The organism is Lysinibacillus odysseyi 34hs-1 = NBRC 100172 (genome assembly GCF_001591965.1).
In the GTDB taxonomy this organism is placed as follows: domain Bacteria; phylum Bacillota; class Bacilli; order Bacillales_A; family Planococcaceae; genus Lysinibacillus_B; species Lysinibacillus_B odysseyi.
On record NZ_BCVX01000017.1, the window covers coordinates 25,986 to 41,968 of the forward strand.

Consider the following 15,983-nt stretch of genomic DNA (forward strand, 5'->3'; position numbering starts at 1 on the left):
TACACAAATCGACAAGGAAAGTGAGCCATACTTATGATAGACGTAATTGTAATCGGTGGAGGTCCATCTGGCTTGATGGCTGCTATTGCTGCTGCCGAGCAAAATAAACAAGTAATGCTGTTAGAAAAAGGAGGAAAAGTCGGGAAGAAGCTGGCTATTTCCGGCGGAGGCAGGTGCAATGTCACCAACCGTCTGTCCGCGGAAGAAATCGTCAAGCATATCCCAGGAAATGGCCGTTTTTTATATAGCCCATTTACTATTTATAATAACGAAAATATTATCGCATTTTTTGAAGGTCTAGGTGTGAAATTAAAAGAAGAGGATCATGGCCGGATGTTCCCGGTATCCAACCGTGCACAGGATGTGGTCGACGCTTTAATCCATGAAATGAAGCGTCTAAAGGTGGATGTACGTCTTCACACTTCTGTCAGTAAACTGTTGATGGATGATGAGAAAATTTACGGTGTCCGCTTAGAAGATGGGACGGAAATACGGGCTAAAGCGGTTGTGGTGGCAGTCGGTGGAAAAGCCGTGCCGCAGACAGGCTCTACAGGCGATGGTTACCCATGGGCAGAACGCGCCGGCCATACGGTCACAGAATTATATCCTACAGAGGTGCCTGTCACTTCAAAGGAACCCTTTATCCAATCACGGGAGCTGCAGGGGCTTGCACTGCGGGATGTGGCCGTTTCTGTGCTGAATAAAAAAGGCAAGCCGATCATTACCCATCAAATGGACATGCTCTTTACACACTTCGGCTTGAGCGGTCCTGCTATTTTACGCTGCAGCCAATTTATTGTGAAGGAAAGAAAGAAAAATGGTGGTGCCCCTGTCCAAGTACGAATTCAATCGTTAGTTGATTATAATGAAGAGACATGTTTACAAATGTTGAATAAATCCATTAAGGCTGAGCCTAAAAAGGCTGTAAAAAACTTATGGAAATCTCTTGTTCCAGAACGATGGCTGCTCTTCTTATTGAAACGGGCAGGCATCGATACCTCCTTGACAGGCATTGAGCTCTCTCAGGAAAAGCTACGGGCATTCGCACGGGAACTCGTCGGCTTTACAATGGATGTGCACGGGACGCAATCAATCGAAAAAGCTTTTGTTACTGGGGGAGGCGTTTCCGTGAAGGAAATCGACCCAAAAACAATGGCTTCCAAAATGAAAAAAGGTCTCTATTTCTGTGGAGAAATACTTGATATCCACGGTTATACAGGCGGCTATAATATTACCTCTGCCCTTGTAACAGGCCGAATTGCCGGGATGAGTGCTGGTGCGTTTACTAATTAAAAAGAGCGGCTTGCCTATGACAGCAAGCCGCTCTTTTTCAATACATTTTCTCTCCGTTGGCATTATAGTATTCATAATGAAACGACTTGAAGAATTCCGGCTTCACAATAGCACGTATCGTCGGTTTGCCTGCCTCTAAATCCACAGGAATAACTGTCCCTTCACTTTCGTACTCTCCCACCAGTTCAATTTTCGACATATCATGTCCTTCATGAACAGCGACAACCTGGCGTCTCCACTGAGGTTGTGAAGCATCCATCATATATTCTTTCCCTGTTTTCGTGTACCACAAGACGTAACCGTTCTCATTTTTTAAGAAATGGGCAAAATAATGAATTCCTTCTGCTGTCGTGATTAGGGCATAACGGTTGTCCCCAAAAGTGGCGGCATCCGTCAAATGTGCCCCTTTCAGTTCCTCTTCATTTAAAACAGCCTCCATAATGGATGTTTCATCATAGGCGTATTTTTCCGCAGCAGGCATAACGAACGGCACTAAACATATGCAAATAATAACTAGTGGAATTGCCTTGAAAAAAAGATTGCCCCTCACTTTGATATTGAGGATGAAAAGTATACCGAATATGGCCATCATTCCTATTAAACCCCATTGATTGTTCTTTGACATCGTGCCGAAATACGTATTTGAAAGCAAGCCATGCTCCTCTTTACTTGAGATGAAAGGCTTATCAGGAAAAAACTCTTCATAAGTTTCCACAAATGAAGCAGACTGCCTGCGAAGTTCATCAAAGCTTGCTACGTTGGGAATAGGCGGCTTTGCTCCCCATACTTCTATTCTCCATAAATACATATAATACAGCAGTGCGGATAAGTTTTTCCGCTCCTTTGCTGTCAGCTCCGGTGAACGGTAAAAGGCGCTATCCCCACTTTCAATAGCACACTGCAGCAACCAATCACTTTCTGATAAGTACGTCATTACCGCCTCTTTATCATCCGTCACCATAGCAGCAGCGAACCGTTCCATGTATGCTTCTTCCACTGTTTCAGGAGCCTTCTCTGTACTGACGGAAACATGCTGTTCGGCTGGTTGGACTAAAAGAAATAACATAATCGCCGCCATAACTGTCACTGCTACAGTTACAGCAGCTCCCCTCTTTTTCCTGTTGACATTTCTCGCCAGCTTCACTGTATCCTGCTTTTTATGAATGGAAAAATGCTTTTCATCATACACCTCATTCAATGCTTTACGAATCGGATCCATACTACTCCACTCCCTCCTGTAAAGATATCCCCAGCATTTGTCTTGCTCTCCTTAACCTTGTCTTTACGGTATTAATCGGCAGCTTTAAAATACTCCCTGTTTCCTCCAGTGACATTTCACCAAAATGAAAAACGATAATAACATCCTTATATTTTGGAGGCAGCTGCTCGATTGCCAGCACAAGCCTTTTTGAATCATCCAGCTCCATGACGACCTGTTCTGTCGACCTTTCCGTACGCAAAATTTTATGAAAAGCATTGGTTATCGTCACTTTTTTATATTTCCAGCTTGATAAGTAATCATGGCAGACATTGATCGCGATACGGTATAAGTATGTCTTAACGCTTGCTTCCCCACGAAATGTATGCAGGGAACGAAAAAACTTGAGAAAGCTCTCCTGCGTTAAATCCTCGGCTGTCTGCCAATTTCGTACATATGTATAGCAAAGCTTTACGATATCATCACCGTACAGATCCATCGTTTCTATTAATCTCTGTTCTCGCTCCTCAGATTCCACAATCTCCCTCCTTTTTTCTAGCTAGCCGTTAGACAGAACTTATCTACAAAAAGTTTCACTTAGATAAAAAAAACTTGGCCCGGTTTGGACCAAGTTCCTTCTCATTTATGCCGTTGGGACTGTACTTTGGATTGTACGTGCAATTTTTTCAGTAAGGCGTGTCGTTACTTTCGGCAGCACCATTTTAATCATCGGTGTTAGGACAGCACCGGAAATCCCGCCGGCGTTCACTTCCACTGTTCCTGTCATTTCTGTGCCGCCTGCTGTTTCCTCCGCTTGGAACTGGCCGCTGCCTGTAAAGTTATCTGTCAGGCCTTTTAGCGTGAATTTAATGTTATTCGGTCCATTAAATTCGATAATAACCAGCTCCATTTTCACCGTCTTTTTCAGACCTTTCATGCTTCCTTCAAATGTCCAGATCGATTTTGTTTCGTCAATCTGCTCATGCTCTTTATATGCCGGTACGAGTGTAGCCCATTGTTCAATTTTACTTACGAATTCCCATACGTTTTCAATATTCGTCGGAACGGTTACTGTGTGTGATGCTTGTGCCATTTTTATGCCAACTTTCTACTATTTTCTTTCACTTCACCTACAGTTTACCTAAAAACCTTCGATTCGAAAATAGTTATTTTCGCCTTTCATACTTTAAAGTTCAGTAGTTTTGAGATACGACCTATACTATTTTATACCTACATTTCTATAGCCATAAAATCATTAAAGCTGTTATACCCGCCGTAGCCAAGTAGTGAAAAAGGTCGATTTTCCGATAAGTTGGATTCAATTCATATTTTCTTTCAAATGCATAGTTAACACTCGGAATCAACAGCAGCCCAGCTAAAATACCACCTTTATGAACAGCCATCCATCCTGTCAAGAGAATACTTGCTCCAGTACACAAGATGGAGACAGTTAGAATCACCATTATAATCATATGCCTTTTATTCATAAATCGCTTTCTTCTCTTTTGAAGGTTATTACGTTTTAGTAAAGAACGTTCCACGAATAATTTAAGACCTGCTAATAGAATTGCTAAAATATACAAACCTGCTATATTAACAAACTTTGGCCGATAATCAAAATAAAATTTCCATATATCATCATTTGTTACTGTATAAAATAAACCGGTTTCCATATCCTTCAAACCCATATTAGTCAATGAATCGTAAGGATATAATTTCAGTTTCAGCTGATCACCGTTTTCCATATTTATAAGAATATCTTTTCCTTCAGAAAATTCATCCCCTTCATAGACGCTTACACTCTTAAGGAGTGACTGTATGAATTGTACATCTTCTTGTTTATCATATTTTTTATTTCCGATATAAAATTCCGAATCCTTTGCAGTGAATTTTTCTTCATTGAATGGTAGACCGCTAATAAAAAACTCTTTCACTTCCGTCTCCTCGAGTACCTGCTCCAGATCTTTACCTGGCTGAATTTGCTGTTCATGCCCATAAGGACTACTTAAAACAAGCAGTAATGCGATGAAGAGAATTCCTGCAATGGCCATTCCCGCTCTCCAGTCCCTTTTTGGCTCATGGGCTGCAGCCTTTTGCATAATTTTCTCTTTTGTTGCCAAAGTGAATTTCGATTCTGAACCTATCTCCTGGTCAATCTGTTCCTTCCACCTAGTCATGCAGCAGCACCTCCCACTGTTCCGGTCCCAAAAGCTCCTTTAATTTTGATCGTCCACGGCTTATTCTTGTTTTTACTGTATTTTCACTACTTCCTATGATTTCTGCTATTTCTTTTATTTTATAGTCATCATAATAATGAAGGATTAATACTTCCCGATATTTCAACGGCAGCTTCCACAATGCATCAACAAGTATTTGCCGCTCATTTTCTATCATGACCAAATACTCGCTGGAACGTTCTGCAGTCCTAAGGTGAAACGATTCGACGAACTGACGCTTTTTTGCACTCCAGCTACGCAGATAGTCATAGCTTTTATGTATCGTTATTTTCACTAAATATGTTTTCAAGGATGAATCATTCCTAAAACGCTCTTGCTGGAAATGGTAGGCCAAAAAGACATCCTGCACAATTTCTTCGGCAGCCGTCCACTCCTTTACATATAAATAGGCAACACGGATACAGTATTCACCGTATTGTTCCATTGCTTCCTGCAGCTTGCTGTTCATCATTTCACCCCTTTATCTTATAGTCGCATTTTTTTACATATCGGTTTCATTTCCCCAAATAAATATAAAATCCATAAAAAACGTCTGGTTCCGTTACGTTAACGGAACCAGACAAATAGTTACAAACAGGACGCATCTCTAATCACGGTCAAACAAATACTTCCGCGCATCTGCCTCAATGCGCCGTTCACAACCATCGCAGGCAAACTTCCCGTTTCTGTTCTGTTTGTACTGTTGGTATTTCCTTGTACCTTCAAGCAATTTAAACGGCTTTTTACAATACATGCAGTTTGCTTCATAATAAATCATCGGTTTACTCCTCTAGTTATAGTTATGTATAGCTTACATGAAAAATAAGAAATAAAAAACGGCAGGGGAACCGTCATGATTCCCTACCGTTGTTTTTTCTTCAGCTGCTCCAAAAAGGCTCTCTGCAGCCGGATATCTAAATATTTTTTATCTACAATTTCCGTCAATAATTGCCGTTTTTCTGTTTCCTCAATTTGCAGATGTAGTATCTTTTCCCGGGAAATTTTCACAAAGGCGAAATATAATTCATATGTTTCATCAAATTGTGACATGATCTCATTCCGAATATTTTTAGCAAGGATCGGGCTTGCCCCGTCTGTCCCTACAGCAACTGACAGCAGCCCGCGCCTGCCGACTGCCGGAAAATAGAATGAACTATTTTCCGGATCGTCTGCAATATTAATCAATTGATTAGGGCTGCAGCTTTGTGCCACAGCTGCATTCACCTCACGTTTATTCGTTGCTGCAACAACTAAAAACGCATCACGGGTATCCTGTTTTTCAAACGTGCGTGGTAACCAGTCTACCCGTTTTTTCTCAACAAGTACAGCTAACTCCGGAAGCAGTTCCGGACTGATAACAACAAGATGCGCTCCTTCCGCCAGCAGTGTTTTCGTTCTTCGATAGGCAATTTTTCCACCGCCCACGATAATACACTTACGCTTTTTAAGATTGATTGTTATAGGGAGCATAACTTTCTCCTAGACTGTATGGAAGTTTGTACCGTCTGTTGTAGCCTTTACATACCCTGTCCGGATGACAAAGTCACCAAAGCGCTCTCCTTCTAAACGCTCCGCTGCGTAGCGTGTCAGTATTGGACGGAGCTCTTTTAAGATTTCCTCTTCCCCGATGTTTTCACGGTATATTTTATTTAAACGATCTCCTGTAAAGCCGCCGCCCAGGTACATATTGTACTTGCCTGGACCTTTACCGATAAAACCGATTTCCCCCATGGCTGCACGGGAGCAGCCATTTGGACATCCGCTCATACGAATGACAATTTCTTCATCACGCAGGCCGACCTCATCTAGAATCACTTCAATTTTATCGATTAATGAAGGCAAATAGCGCTCTGCCTCTGCCATTGCCAGGCCGCATGTCGGCAATGACACACACGCAATCGAATTACGGCGCAGAGCCGAGTAGAACTCGCCTGCCGTAATATTGTACTGTTTGATTAACTCATCAATTTTTTCCTTTTTTTGCGGTGATACGTTGCCGATTACAAGGTTCTGGTTACCTGTCAATCGAAACTCTCCTGTATGCACCTTTGCAATTTCACGCAGGCCTGTTTTTAATGGATAGCCTTCGAAATCTTTAACACGCCCGTTTTGGATAAACAATGTATAATGCCAATTGCCGTCCTCACCTTGAATCCATCCATAACGATCACCTGTGTGGTCAAATTGGAATGGACGGGCATCCTGTACTTTCCAGCCTAGACGGCGGTGCAGCTCTTCTTTGAACCAATCAAGACCGTATTTATCAATTGTATATTTAAAGCGCGCGTTTTTACGCTCTTTCCGATTTCCATAATCGCGCTGAATCGTCATGATTTTTTCAGCTGTTTCAAGCAGTTTATCTGGTGTGATAAAGCCAAGCAAACGACCAAGCTGCGGATATGTCGCATCATCACCATGCGTCATACCCATTCCGCCGCCAACGAGTATATTGAAGCCTGCCAGCTTGCCATCTTCCACGATCGCAATAAATCCGATATCCTGTGAATAAATATCCGCATCATTATGAGGTGGAATTGCAATACCGATTTTAAATTTACGCGGAAGATACAATGACCCATAAATCGGTTCGATCTCCTTTTCCTGCGTATCTACTACTTTTTCACCGTTCAGCCATAGCTCGTGATAAGCCGTTGTGCGCGGCAGGAGATGCTCACTTAATTTTGCTGACCAATCGAAAACTTCGGCATGAAGCTTTGATTGATAAGGGTTGGCATTACACATTACATTCCGGTTTACGTCCCCGCATGCAGCCAGTGAATCAAGCAGTACTTCATTGATGCCTTGCATAAAGCTTTTGACATTCCATTTTAAAATTCCGTGCAGCTGAAATGCCTGACGCGTTGTCAATTTCAGTGTACCGTTCCCGACTTCATCAGATAATTGGTCCATTGTCAGCCATTGTTCCGGTGTTGCTACGCCACCTGGTGTACGTACACGTACCATGAATTGATAAGCCGATTCAAGCTTTTGCTTGGCGCGTTCGTTACGCAGATCACGGTCATCCTGCAAATAACTTCCGTGGAATTTCATAAGACGGTTATCATCATCCGGAATACCTGAACTGATTGGATATTTCATAGTTTCTTCAAGCGTTCCACGTAGATAATTGCTTTCTTCTTTAATTCTCTCTACATCACTAAATGGCCCTTCCTGTGGTGGCAGTACGATTTTGTCTGTCATTTTACTTCCCCCTTAATACACGTCACGTTGATAACGCTGCTGTTTTTGTAATTCCTTTAAATAATCGGCCGCCTCATCGCGTGATATTTGTTTCTGCTGTTCAAAAATTGTAATTAGCGCCTCGTTTACACTATGTCCCAGCGTCTTTTCATCACCGCATAAGTAGATGTTAGCCCCTTGCTCGATCCATTCGAATACTTCTTTGGCATTCTCAAGCAATCGATGCTGCACATAAATCTTTTCCTGCTGATCACGGGAAAAGGCAATATTCATGTTAGTTAATGTCCCTTCTTTCAGCCAGCGCTGCCATTCTACTTGATACAAGAAGTCCGTGACGAAATGCTGGTCACCGAAAAACAGCCAGCTTTTCCCCTCTGTTCCCTGCTCTTCCCGTTCTTGCAGGAAGGAACGGAATGGTGCAATTCCTGTTCCGGCACCGATCATAATGATTGGCCTAGTATCGGCTGGTAATTTAAAATTCGGGTTTTGTTTAATATAGACGGCCAATTTGTCACCGATTTCCACATTTGATGCAATATTCCCCGAAACAATACCTTCACGGTAACGACCGGCAGTTTCATGAAATACTTTGCCGATTGTCAGATGGACCTCTTCCGGGTAAGCAGTATAGCTGCTTGAAATGGAATATTCACGTGCCGGGATTTTACGCAATTGCTCGATGAATTGCTGCGGAGTCCAAGTCCATGGACCATATGTTTCAACAATATCAATAACATCCCGGCCATACACATACGCATTCAATGCATCCCGATTATCAATAAGCGCCGCTAATTCTGCGTTTTGTGTAAAAGGGGCTAACTTATTTAACAGTGTTTTTGATAATGCTGTAATATCAAGATTCTTTAAAACATCCTGCAATGCTGTCTCCGTGCCATCTACCGTTACCTTTTGTGTGCCATCAAAGCCCAGCGCGGTTAATAGCAAGGCAATAAGGTGATCGCTATTTTCCGGTACAATTGCTAATACGTCTCCTGGTGTATAAGTAAGCCCGGAACCTTCAAGTGATAACTCTAAGTGAAGGGTTTCCTTATTAGAGCCACGGCCGTTCAGGTTGATCTTTTCAAGTACTTCTGCATAGAAGGGATTACTTCTTGAATACTCAGCCGTCCCAGCCGGCACTTGGACGTTCTGAACTGCTGGAGAAGCCGAAGTGCTTATTGCCAATGTATCTTTTACCTGCTGGATCCACCCGGCTGCATCTGTTTCAAAATCCACATCACAGTCTACACGTGGTACGATGCTCGTCGCTCCAAGTTCCGCTAACCGCTCATCAAAATCAATCCCTGTCTTACAGAAAAATTCATAGGAGCTATCTCCTAAAGAGAGTACAGCATATTTTACGCCATCAAGCTTCGGAGCCCGTTTGCTATGTAAGTAATCATAAAAGCTGATTGCATTATCAGGCGGCTCACCTTCGCCGTGTGTGCTTGCTATGATAAATAAATGATCCAATTTTTTTAAATTGTTCACCTTATAATCAGCCATCGATGTAATCGTTACTTGATGATTAGGATCTTCTAATGCTTTGCCGAGTTTTTTTGCTACCTTTTCGCTGTTCCCTGTTTGCGAAGCAAAAAGAATTGTGATTTCCTTTATTTGCTGAGGAGCTTGAACCGGCTCCCGCCCTGCAGCCGGCTCTTCTGCCGATGTGGCTGTTAAATAGCCTGTCAGCCAAATTTTTTGCTGAGTTGTTAAATGTGGTAATAACTCATTTAAAACTTTTACTTGTTTTTCAGTAAACGGACTATTAATTACTTGTAGTGTCAATTTGTTCGCCCCTCATTCAAATTATTTCAAACGAATTTTTTCGTTTTTCTCTATCTGTACAATATAGTTATCCTGGATAATGAGTGTAACAGAGCCATATTTCATGGAACTAACTATCTTCTTCACATTTTCCAATGCTGTTTCAAGGTTGTCTTTACGTGTACTCATTGCTCATCTCCCCTTTTCATCAACTGTGTGATTCGATTGATAAAGACATGTTGGACCTGCTCGTCATACCCCAGACAATCACATAAATGAACAGCTTGATTAAAATTCTGAATATTAGCAATTTTCTCTCTGATATGCTGTTTTAATAAACCTGTAAATAGTAAATAGGGTATAATAAATGTTTTTTTATCTTCTGTTACCAGCTGTTGCAGAGCATCCTCAAAAGAAACGCCTTTTCCATATAGAAAACAGGTCGATACTTTATTCAGCCCTGCCTTTTTCTGAAGTAAGCCCCCAATCTGGGTCAAATCCCTTTTTACCGCAGGGTCGCTGCTTCCCCTGCCAACTAGTAGAACATTGGCTCCTGTATAACTCTCGCCTGATTCATTTAGTCTTTGCTCAAGTACATTCACCAGCCTGTCATCAATTCCTAGTGCCTGACCGATGGAAAACGTTACTTCCGGGAACTTTCTTTTAGCTTCTTGAATCTCCCGGGGAATATCTTCGTTCAAATGATTTGCCGTTAACAACAAGATAGGTGCTACAGCAATTTCTGTCGCGCCTTGTTCTACACATGCAGCGACGCCCTGCATAATTGTCGGCTCTGCCAGCTCTAGAAAGCTCTCTTGCTGAATCTGTGCATTAATATGTGGTATTACTCCCTTAATAAAGGCAAGGGCTTCATTAACACCTTCCCTCACGCGGCTTCCATGTGCGACATATAATACTGCTTGCATTGATGACACCTACTTACACTGAAATTTCCTGACGCAGCTTTTGTAAATATTGTTCTTTTTCAAACCACTGGATTTTCCCCCTTACTTTCACAACCTCACCGACAATAATCATGCTTGGATTTTCTATGTTTTCCTGTTGTACAAGCTCCACAATCGTATTTAGTGTTCCCGTTACTGTTTTTTGCACATCCGTAGTCCCCCAATGGATAAGGGCTACAGGTGTATCTCCCGATTTTCCATGCTTCGTTAACTGCTGGCAAATATACGGGAGATTTCCTACTCCCATATAAATAGCCAGCGTATCAATTCCTGTCGCTAAACTTTCCCATTTAATAGAGTCATCCTTCCCTTCGCGCATATGACCCGTTACGATGGCAAAGCTTGAACCGTAATCACGATGTGTGACAGGTATGCCTGCATAAGCTGGTGCAGCGATTCCAGAGGTAATACCCGGGACAATTTCAAATGGAATTCCCGCTTCAGCCAGCACTTCCGCTTCTTCTGCCCCCCGGCCAAATACAAACGGGTCTCCCCCTTTTAGACGTGCCACTACCTTGCCTTTTTTTCCATGCTGTACAAGCAATGTGTTAATGCGATCCTGTATGACCCCATGATAATTCGGCATTTTTCCAACAAAAATCAGTTCAGCATCCGGCTTTGCATAAGTAAGAAGCTCTTTATTAATCAGGCGGTCATACAAAATGACATCAGCTTCCTTAATCGCCCGCAGTCCTTTGACAGTAATCAGATCTGGATCACCGGGTCCAGCTCCTACAATATATACTTTCCCCATCACAGCTCCTCCTTCATATATGTTAAGAAAAACACTTTTACTCTTTTAGTATGACAAGCACTAAATGGCATTTCTCCATGATGCTTGCACCATATATAATCGCATTATTCTGTTTATTTTGTGTAAATGCCGGACATTTCTTCATCTCAAAAGTTCGTCATCTTATTTATATGAAAATAGCACTTTTTATTTAGTAAGATGACTTGCTAAAGTGTAGATTTCTTTTTTTTTGAGCTCGTTTATACATCTTTTATAGGCAGGGAAACTTTAAATAGCGCAAGCCGACTTTCCAGCTTTTCCTCATGATCGCAGATCCGCCGTTCCCTTTCTATGTTATTTCAACTCCTAATGGCTATACCCTAGAATGTAGAAGGAAATATTAAAACCACTATAAACATATAATACCTATTAGTCAACTATGTTTTAAAAGTTTTTTTACATTTCAAAAAAGTTCTTCATTCATCAATAGCTTCTTTTTTTATAAAAAAACTGCGTATGAAGATTTCTCTCCATACGCAGCTTTTTTCTATATAATGTATGTTTATTTCACTACAATGTTTACCAATTTACCTGGAATAGCGATTAGCTTCACTAATTCTTTTCCATCCATAAATTCTTTTACTTTTTCATCATTAACAGCAATTTGCTCCAGTTCTTCCTTCGAAGCATCTTTTGCTACTTTTACTTTGGCACGGACTTTGCCATTCACTTGTACAACAACTTCTACTTCATCATCTACAAGCTTTGATTCATCGTATGTCGGCCACGCCTCATACGTAATTGTTCCTTCATGGCCCAAGACATTCCATAGCTCTTCTGCTACGTGCGGTGTAATCGGGGCAAGAAGCTTCACAAATCCTTCAGCAAATTGTGTCGGTACAACCTCTGCTTTATAGCAATCATTTATAAATACCATCATTTGTGAAATAGCCGTGTTGAAACGAATGCCTTCAATATCTTCCGTTACTTTTTTCACTGTCTGGTGGTAGGATTTCTCCAATGTTTTATCTTCTGATTGCTGAACCTTTTCGGCTAGCGTGCCCTCTTCTGTTACGAACAGGCGCCAAACACGATCCAGGAAGCGGCGAGCGCCGTCTAATCCGTTTGTAGACCAAGCTACAGAAGCTTCAAGCGGTCCCATGAACATTTCATATAAACGCAGTGTATCAGCACCATGAGAGGCAACAATTTCATCAGGGTTTACAACATTCCCTTTTGATTTAGACATTTTTTCATTGCCTTCGCCTAGAATCATTCCTTGGTTGAATAGCTTTTGGAATGGCTCTTTCGTCGGCACTACGCCTAAATCGTAAAGTACTTTATGCCAGAAGCGCGCATATAGCAGGTGAAGTACTGCATGCTCTGCCCCGCCAATATAAATATCTACAGGCAGCCAGCGTTTCAATAATTCCTGATCAGCGATTGCTTCCTCGTTATGCGGATCGATGTAGCGAATGAAGTACCAGCTGGAACCTGCCCATTGCGGCATTGTATTCGTCTCGCGTCGACCTTTTTTCCCTGTTTCTGGGTCCACTACATTCACCCACTCATCGATATTGGCAAGCGGTGATTCCCCTGTACCGGATGGATGAATATCGGACGTCTTCGGCAACTCCAATGGCAGCTGGTCTTCCGGCACTGTCGTCATTGTGCCATCTTCCCAATGGATTACTGGGATTGGCTCCCCCCAATAGCGTTGGCGAGAGAACAGCCAGTCACGTAGACGATAGGAAATCTTCTTCTCCCCTACACCATTTTCCTCCAACCATTCAATTGCTGCCTTGATACCGTCTTCTTTATTTAAGCCATCTAGGAAATCAGAGTTAATATGCGCTCCATCTCCAACGAATGCTTCTTTCTCAATGTCGCCGCCTTCAAGAACAGGCTTAATATTTAAGCCGAATTCCTTTGCAAACTCATAGTCGCGCTCATCGTGCGCCGGCACTGCCATGATCGCTCCTGTGCCATATGTTGCAAGAACATAATCAGCAATCCAGATTGGCATTTTTTCTCCGTTGATTGGATTAACCGCATATGCGCCTGTGAAAACACCTGTTTTTTCTTTTGCTAAATCTGTGCGCTCTAAATCTGATTTCAGCTTTACTTTCTCCAAGTATGCTTCCACTGCAGCATTTTGCTCTGGTGTTGTAATGTCGGCTACTAATTTGTGCTCCGGTGCAAGAACGCAGTATGTCGCACCGAATAATGTATCCGGACGTGTAGTGAATACTTCAAATGACGCATCAGTGCCATCAACAGTAAATTTCACCTGTGCTCCTTCAGAACGGCCGATCCAGTTGCGCTGCATATCTTTAAGGGATTCTGGCCAATCCAACTCTTCCAGATCATCAAGCAGACGGTCGGCATATGCTGTAATCTTCAGCATCCATTGCTTCATTGGACGGCGCTCTACCGGGTGGCCGCCACGCTCTGATTTGCCATCAATCACTTCTTCATTTGCCAGCACTGTACCTAATGCCGGGCACCAGTTTACAGGGATTTCGTCTACATACGCCAAGCCCATATCTACTAATTTTGTAAAAATCCATTGTGTCCATTTGTAGTATTTCGGGTCTGTTGTATTGATTTCCCGCTCCCAGTCGTAGGAGAAGCCAAGTTCCTGGATTTGACGCTTAAACGTCGCAATATTTTTCTCTGTAAACTCAGCCGGGTCGTTCCCTGTATCTAAAGCATACTGTTCTGCCGGAAGACCAAATGCATCCCATCCCATCGGATGAAGAACATTAAACCCTTGCATGCGCTTGTAGCGGGATAAAATATCGGTTGCCGTATAGCCTTCCGGATGCCCTACATGCAGACCTGCACCTGACGGGTAAGGAAACATATCCAGCGCATAAAATTTAGGTTTTGACTCGTCATCTCCTGTTTTAAACGTGTTGTTTTCGGCCCAATAATTCTGCCATTTTTTTTCGATTTCCTGGTGATTGAAGCTCATGGTATTTCCTCCTTAAAGTTTCATTGTCGACCTGTTTTCACATATTTAAGCAGAATTGACGGAATTTTTAAAAAACAAAAAAACTCGCCCCTTTTCGTAATAGAAAGGGACGAGAGGATTTCAACTCCCGCGGTACCACCCACATTAGTGACACAGCACTCAGCTTAGATTTCTTAACGCGAAAACACGGCTTCCGGCTACTATTTTCACCAAAAGCATACTCCGAGGCGAGTTCAGTCTGTTCATCTGCCGGCTCTCACCAACCGCAGGCTCTCTTGAAGATTACCGGACCTACTATTCCTCATCACAGTCGTTCTTAATATTTTCATTTATTTTAATGGAAACAATGGAAAAGCACAAGTGTTTATTCATACTTCATCCGTTTCAATGGCAGATTATACAATAAACACGGAATGATGGCGACAATAAGTACGATAGCAAGGAAGATGGCAAGTACCTGCATACCATACACATCTACCATAATACCGCCAATTAGCGGCCCTACCATACGGCCGATTGTCGTTGCACTATTCACGATGCCCTGATAGAAACCTTGCTTTCCTTCTGGTGCCAGTTTGTTTGCTACCAACGGAATAACCGGCGTAAAGAATACTTCCCCTAATGTCAGAACAGCCATAGCAGCGACAAACATCTTAAAATCTCCTGCAATCGACACCATACCGATTGATGCAGACATTAATACTAGTCCTAATACTAGCTGATTCTTCAGTTTCTCTTCCCACATCCGGACAATCGGTCGAATAAATGGCTGCAATGCTACTATTAATAATCCATTAATCGTCCATAATAAACTATATTGAGAAAGGCTCATTCCCAGCTCCTGTGTATAGGAAGAGATCGTCGCGCTCCACTGTGAATACGACATCCAGCATAATACAAGGGAGATACATAGTATTAATATAGCAAATAACGGCGCTTTTGATTGGGGGCCTGCCCCTTCTGCTATTACATTTTTCGGTGCAATGCTTCCCTGCTCAAATCGTTTGAATGCAAAAACAGCGATGAAGAAGAACACGGCATATGTCGCCAAATTCGTGATGAAAACATATTCAAAATTAATATCTGCGATTACTCCGGCTAATGCAGGACCAATCGCCACTCCTACGTTATTTGCCAGGAATAATGTGTTGAAGGCTTTTCTTCCTCCTTCCGGCCAGGCGCTTCCAATGAGAGCATACATAGCAGGAAAGACAATTCCCCCGCTGAACCCTACCATTGTCAGTAGAATGACATACTGCGGCCATTCGTGCCATACTGTCAAAAAGGCTAATGTCACTAAATTGCATACAACCCCAAAAACAATTGTCTTATATCCTCCCAATCTATCAAACAAATAACCGCCAAGCAGGTTGCCAAATACACCTGCTAACGAATTCAGCATTAATACAACCCCTGCAATGGTAAGTGATTTCCCTAAATAATCATGGATATAAATACTATTCAAAGGCCATAAAAACGAGCTTCCCACTGTATTTACGAACATCCCTACAACTAAAAACCAAACACTTTTCGGCATAAAGTATCCTCCATTAATTTCAAACTCCAAACAGTAAGTCTATGCGTAATTCGCAAAATGTACAAGAAAAAGATTTTCTGTTATGTCAGAGTGTCA

15 protein-coding genes and 1 other annotated feature are annotated in these 15,983 nt (G+C 42.2%); of the genes, 1 reads left to right on the forward strand and 14 read right to left on the reverse strand.

The features are described from left to right. Window positions 1-33: 33 nt before the first annotated feature. Window positions 34-1,293: a BaiN/RdsA family NAD(P)/FAD-dependent oxidoreductase gene (locus BOD01S_RS21035; protein WP_036151067.1), complete on the forward strand. Its 1,260-nt coding sequence runs from the start codon at window positions 34-36 to the stop codon at window positions 1,291-1,293. 37 nt (window positions 1,294-1,330) lie between these two features. Here the strand turns inward: BOD01S_RS21035 and BOD01S_RS21040 are convergent, their stop codons facing one another. The 14 genes from BOD01S_RS21040 to BOD01S_RS21095 form a co-directional block, all read right to left on the reverse strand. After that, a complete protein-coding gene (locus BOD01S_RS21040) occupies window positions 1,331-2,512 on the reverse strand; it encodes a hypothetical protein (protein WP_036151065.1) in 1,182 nt (393 codons plus the stop codon). A gap of 1 nt (window position 2,513) precedes the next feature. Beyond that, window positions 2,514-3,029 carry a sigma-70 family RNA polymerase sigma factor gene (locus BOD01S_RS21045; protein WP_052124701.1) on the reverse strand — a complete coding sequence of 172 codons (516 nt, stop codon included), beginning with the start codon at window positions 3,027-3,029 and terminating at the stop codon, window positions 2,514-2,516. 105 nt (window positions 3,030-3,134) lie between these two features. After that, window positions 3,135-3,584, reverse strand: coding sequence for a CoxG family protein (locus BOD01S_RS21050; protein WP_036151061.1), 450 nt, complete (start codon window positions 3,582-3,584; stop codon window positions 3,135-3,137). Window positions 3,585-3,729: 145 nt separating this feature from the next. Next, window positions 3,730-4,668: a hypothetical protein gene (locus tag BOD01S_RS21055; protein WP_036151060.1), complete on the reverse strand. Its 939-nt coding sequence runs from the start codon at window positions 4,666-4,668 to the stop codon at window positions 3,730-3,732. Then, window positions 4,661-5,179 (reverse strand): sigma-70 family RNA polymerase sigma factor, encoded by a 519-nt coding sequence (locus BOD01S_RS21060; RefSeq protein WP_233153191.1) that lies wholly within the window; start codon window positions 5,177-5,179, stop codon window positions 4,661-4,663. The genes BOD01S_RS21055 and BOD01S_RS21060 overlap by 8 nt, the downstream gene beginning before the upstream one ends. 135 nt (window positions 5,180-5,314) lie before the next feature. Beyond that, a complete protein-coding gene (locus BOD01S_RS23455) occupies window positions 5,315-5,485 on the reverse strand; it encodes a hypothetical protein (protein WP_169745601.1) in 171 nt (56 codons plus the stop codon). Between the two features lie 83 nt (window positions 5,486-5,568). Next, complete coding sequence (locus BOD01S_RS21065) at window positions 5,569-6,177, reverse strand: NAD(P)-binding protein (protein WP_036151058.1); 609 nt, start codon at window positions 6,175-6,177, stop codon at window positions 5,569-5,571. Between the two features lie 9 nt (window positions 6,178-6,186). Continuing rightward, window positions 6,187-7,908 carry an assimilatory sulfite reductase (NADPH) hemoprotein subunit gene (cysI, locus tag BOD01S_RS21070; RefSeq protein ID WP_036151056.1) on the reverse strand — a complete coding sequence of 574 codons (1,722 nt, stop codon included), beginning with the start codon at window positions 7,906-7,908 and terminating at the stop codon, window positions 6,187-6,189. A gap of 12 nt (window positions 7,909-7,920) precedes the next feature. Then, on the reverse strand, window positions 7,921-9,696 hold the full coding sequence (locus BOD01S_RS21075) for an assimilatory sulfite reductase (NADPH) flavoprotein subunit (protein ID WP_036151055.1): 1,776 nt from the start codon (window positions 9,694-9,696) through the stop codon (window positions 7,921-7,923). Window positions 9,697-9,717: 21 nt separating this feature from the next. After that, a complete protein-coding gene (locus BOD01S_RS22740; protein ID WP_081977865.1) occupies window positions 9,718-9,864 on the reverse strand; it encodes a YezD family protein in 147 nt (48 codons plus the stop codon). After that, window positions 9,861-10,601, reverse strand: a complete 741-nt coding sequence (locus tag BOD01S_RS21080; RefSeq protein WP_036151054.1) for a sirohydrochlorin chelatase — start codon at window positions 10,599-10,601, stop codon at window positions 9,861-9,863. Before BOD01S_RS21080 ends, BOD01S_RS22740 begins: the two co-directional genes overlap by 4 nt. 13 nt (window positions 10,602-10,614) lie before the next feature. Then, complete coding sequence (cobA, locus tag BOD01S_RS21085) at window positions 10,615-11,394, reverse strand: uroporphyrinogen-III C-methyltransferase (protein WP_036151052.1); 780 nt, start codon at window positions 11,392-11,394, stop codon at window positions 10,615-10,617. Window positions 11,395-11,935: 541 nt separating this feature from the next. Then, window positions 11,936-14,350, reverse strand: a complete 2,415-nt coding sequence (gene leuS / locus BOD01S_RS21090) for a leucine--tRNA ligase (protein WP_036151049.1) — start codon at window positions 14,348-14,350, stop codon at window positions 11,936-11,938. A 102-nt stretch (window positions 14,351-14,452) separates the two neighbouring features. Continuing rightward, window positions 14,453-14,667, reverse strand: a binding site (T-box leader). A gap of 47 nt (window positions 14,668-14,714) precedes the next feature. Beyond that, window positions 14,715-15,887 (reverse strand): MDR family MFS transporter, encoded by a 1,173-nt coding sequence (locus BOD01S_RS21095; protein WP_036151047.1) that lies wholly within the window; start codon window positions 15,885-15,887, stop codon window positions 14,715-14,717. Window positions 15,888-15,983 lie beyond the last annotated feature (96 nt).

Coding starts and splice junctions, on each gene's coding strand:
- BOD01S_RS21080 (WP_036151054.1), bottom strand. CDS start 10,601: ATGCAAGCAGTATTATATGTCGCACATGGAAGCCGCGTGAGGGAAGGT.
- BOD01S_RS21065 (WP_036151058.1), bottom strand. CDS start 6,177: ATGCTCCCTATAACAATCAATCTTAAAAAGCGTAAGTGTATTATCGTG.
- BOD01S_RS21040 (WP_036151065.1), bottom strand. CDS start 2,512: ATGGATCCGATTCGTAAAGCATTGAATGAGGTGTATGATGAAAAGCAT.
- BOD01S_RS23455 (WP_169745601.1), bottom strand. CDS start 5,485: ATGATTTATTATGAAGCAAACTGCATGTATTGTAAAAAGCCGTTTAAA.
- cobA (WP_036151052.1), bottom strand. CDS start 11,394: ATGGGGAAAGTATATATTGTAGGAGCTGGACCCGGTGATCCAGATCTG.
- BOD01S_RS21095 (WP_036151047.1), bottom strand. CDS start 15,887: ATGCCGAAAAGTGTTTGGTTTTTAGTTGTAGGGATGTTCGTAAATACA.
- cysI (WP_036151056.1), bottom strand. CDS start 7,908: ATGACAGACAAAATCGTACTGCCACCACAGGAAGGGCCATTTAGTGAT.
- BOD01S_RS21055 (WP_036151060.1), bottom strand. CDS start 4,668: ATGACTAGGTGGAAGGAACAGATTGACCAGGAGATAGGTTCAGAATCG.
- leuS (WP_036151049.1), bottom strand. CDS start 14,350: ATGAGCTTCAATCACCAGGAAATCGAAAAAAAATGGCAGAATTATTGG.
- BOD01S_RS21060 (WP_233153191.1), bottom strand. CDS start 5,179: ATGATGAACAGCAAGCTGCAGGAAGCAATGGAACAATACGGTGAATAC.
- BOD01S_RS21050 (WP_036151061.1), bottom strand. CDS start 3,584: ATGGCACAAGCATCACACACAGTAACCGTTCCGACGAATATTGAAAAC.
- BOD01S_RS21035 (WP_036151067.1), top strand. CDS start 34: ATGATAGACGTAATTGTAATCGGTGGAGGTCCATCTGGCTTGATGGCT.
- BOD01S_RS22740 (WP_081977865.1), bottom strand. CDS start 9,864: ATGAGTACACGTAAAGACAACCTTGAAACAGCATTGGAAAATGTGAAG.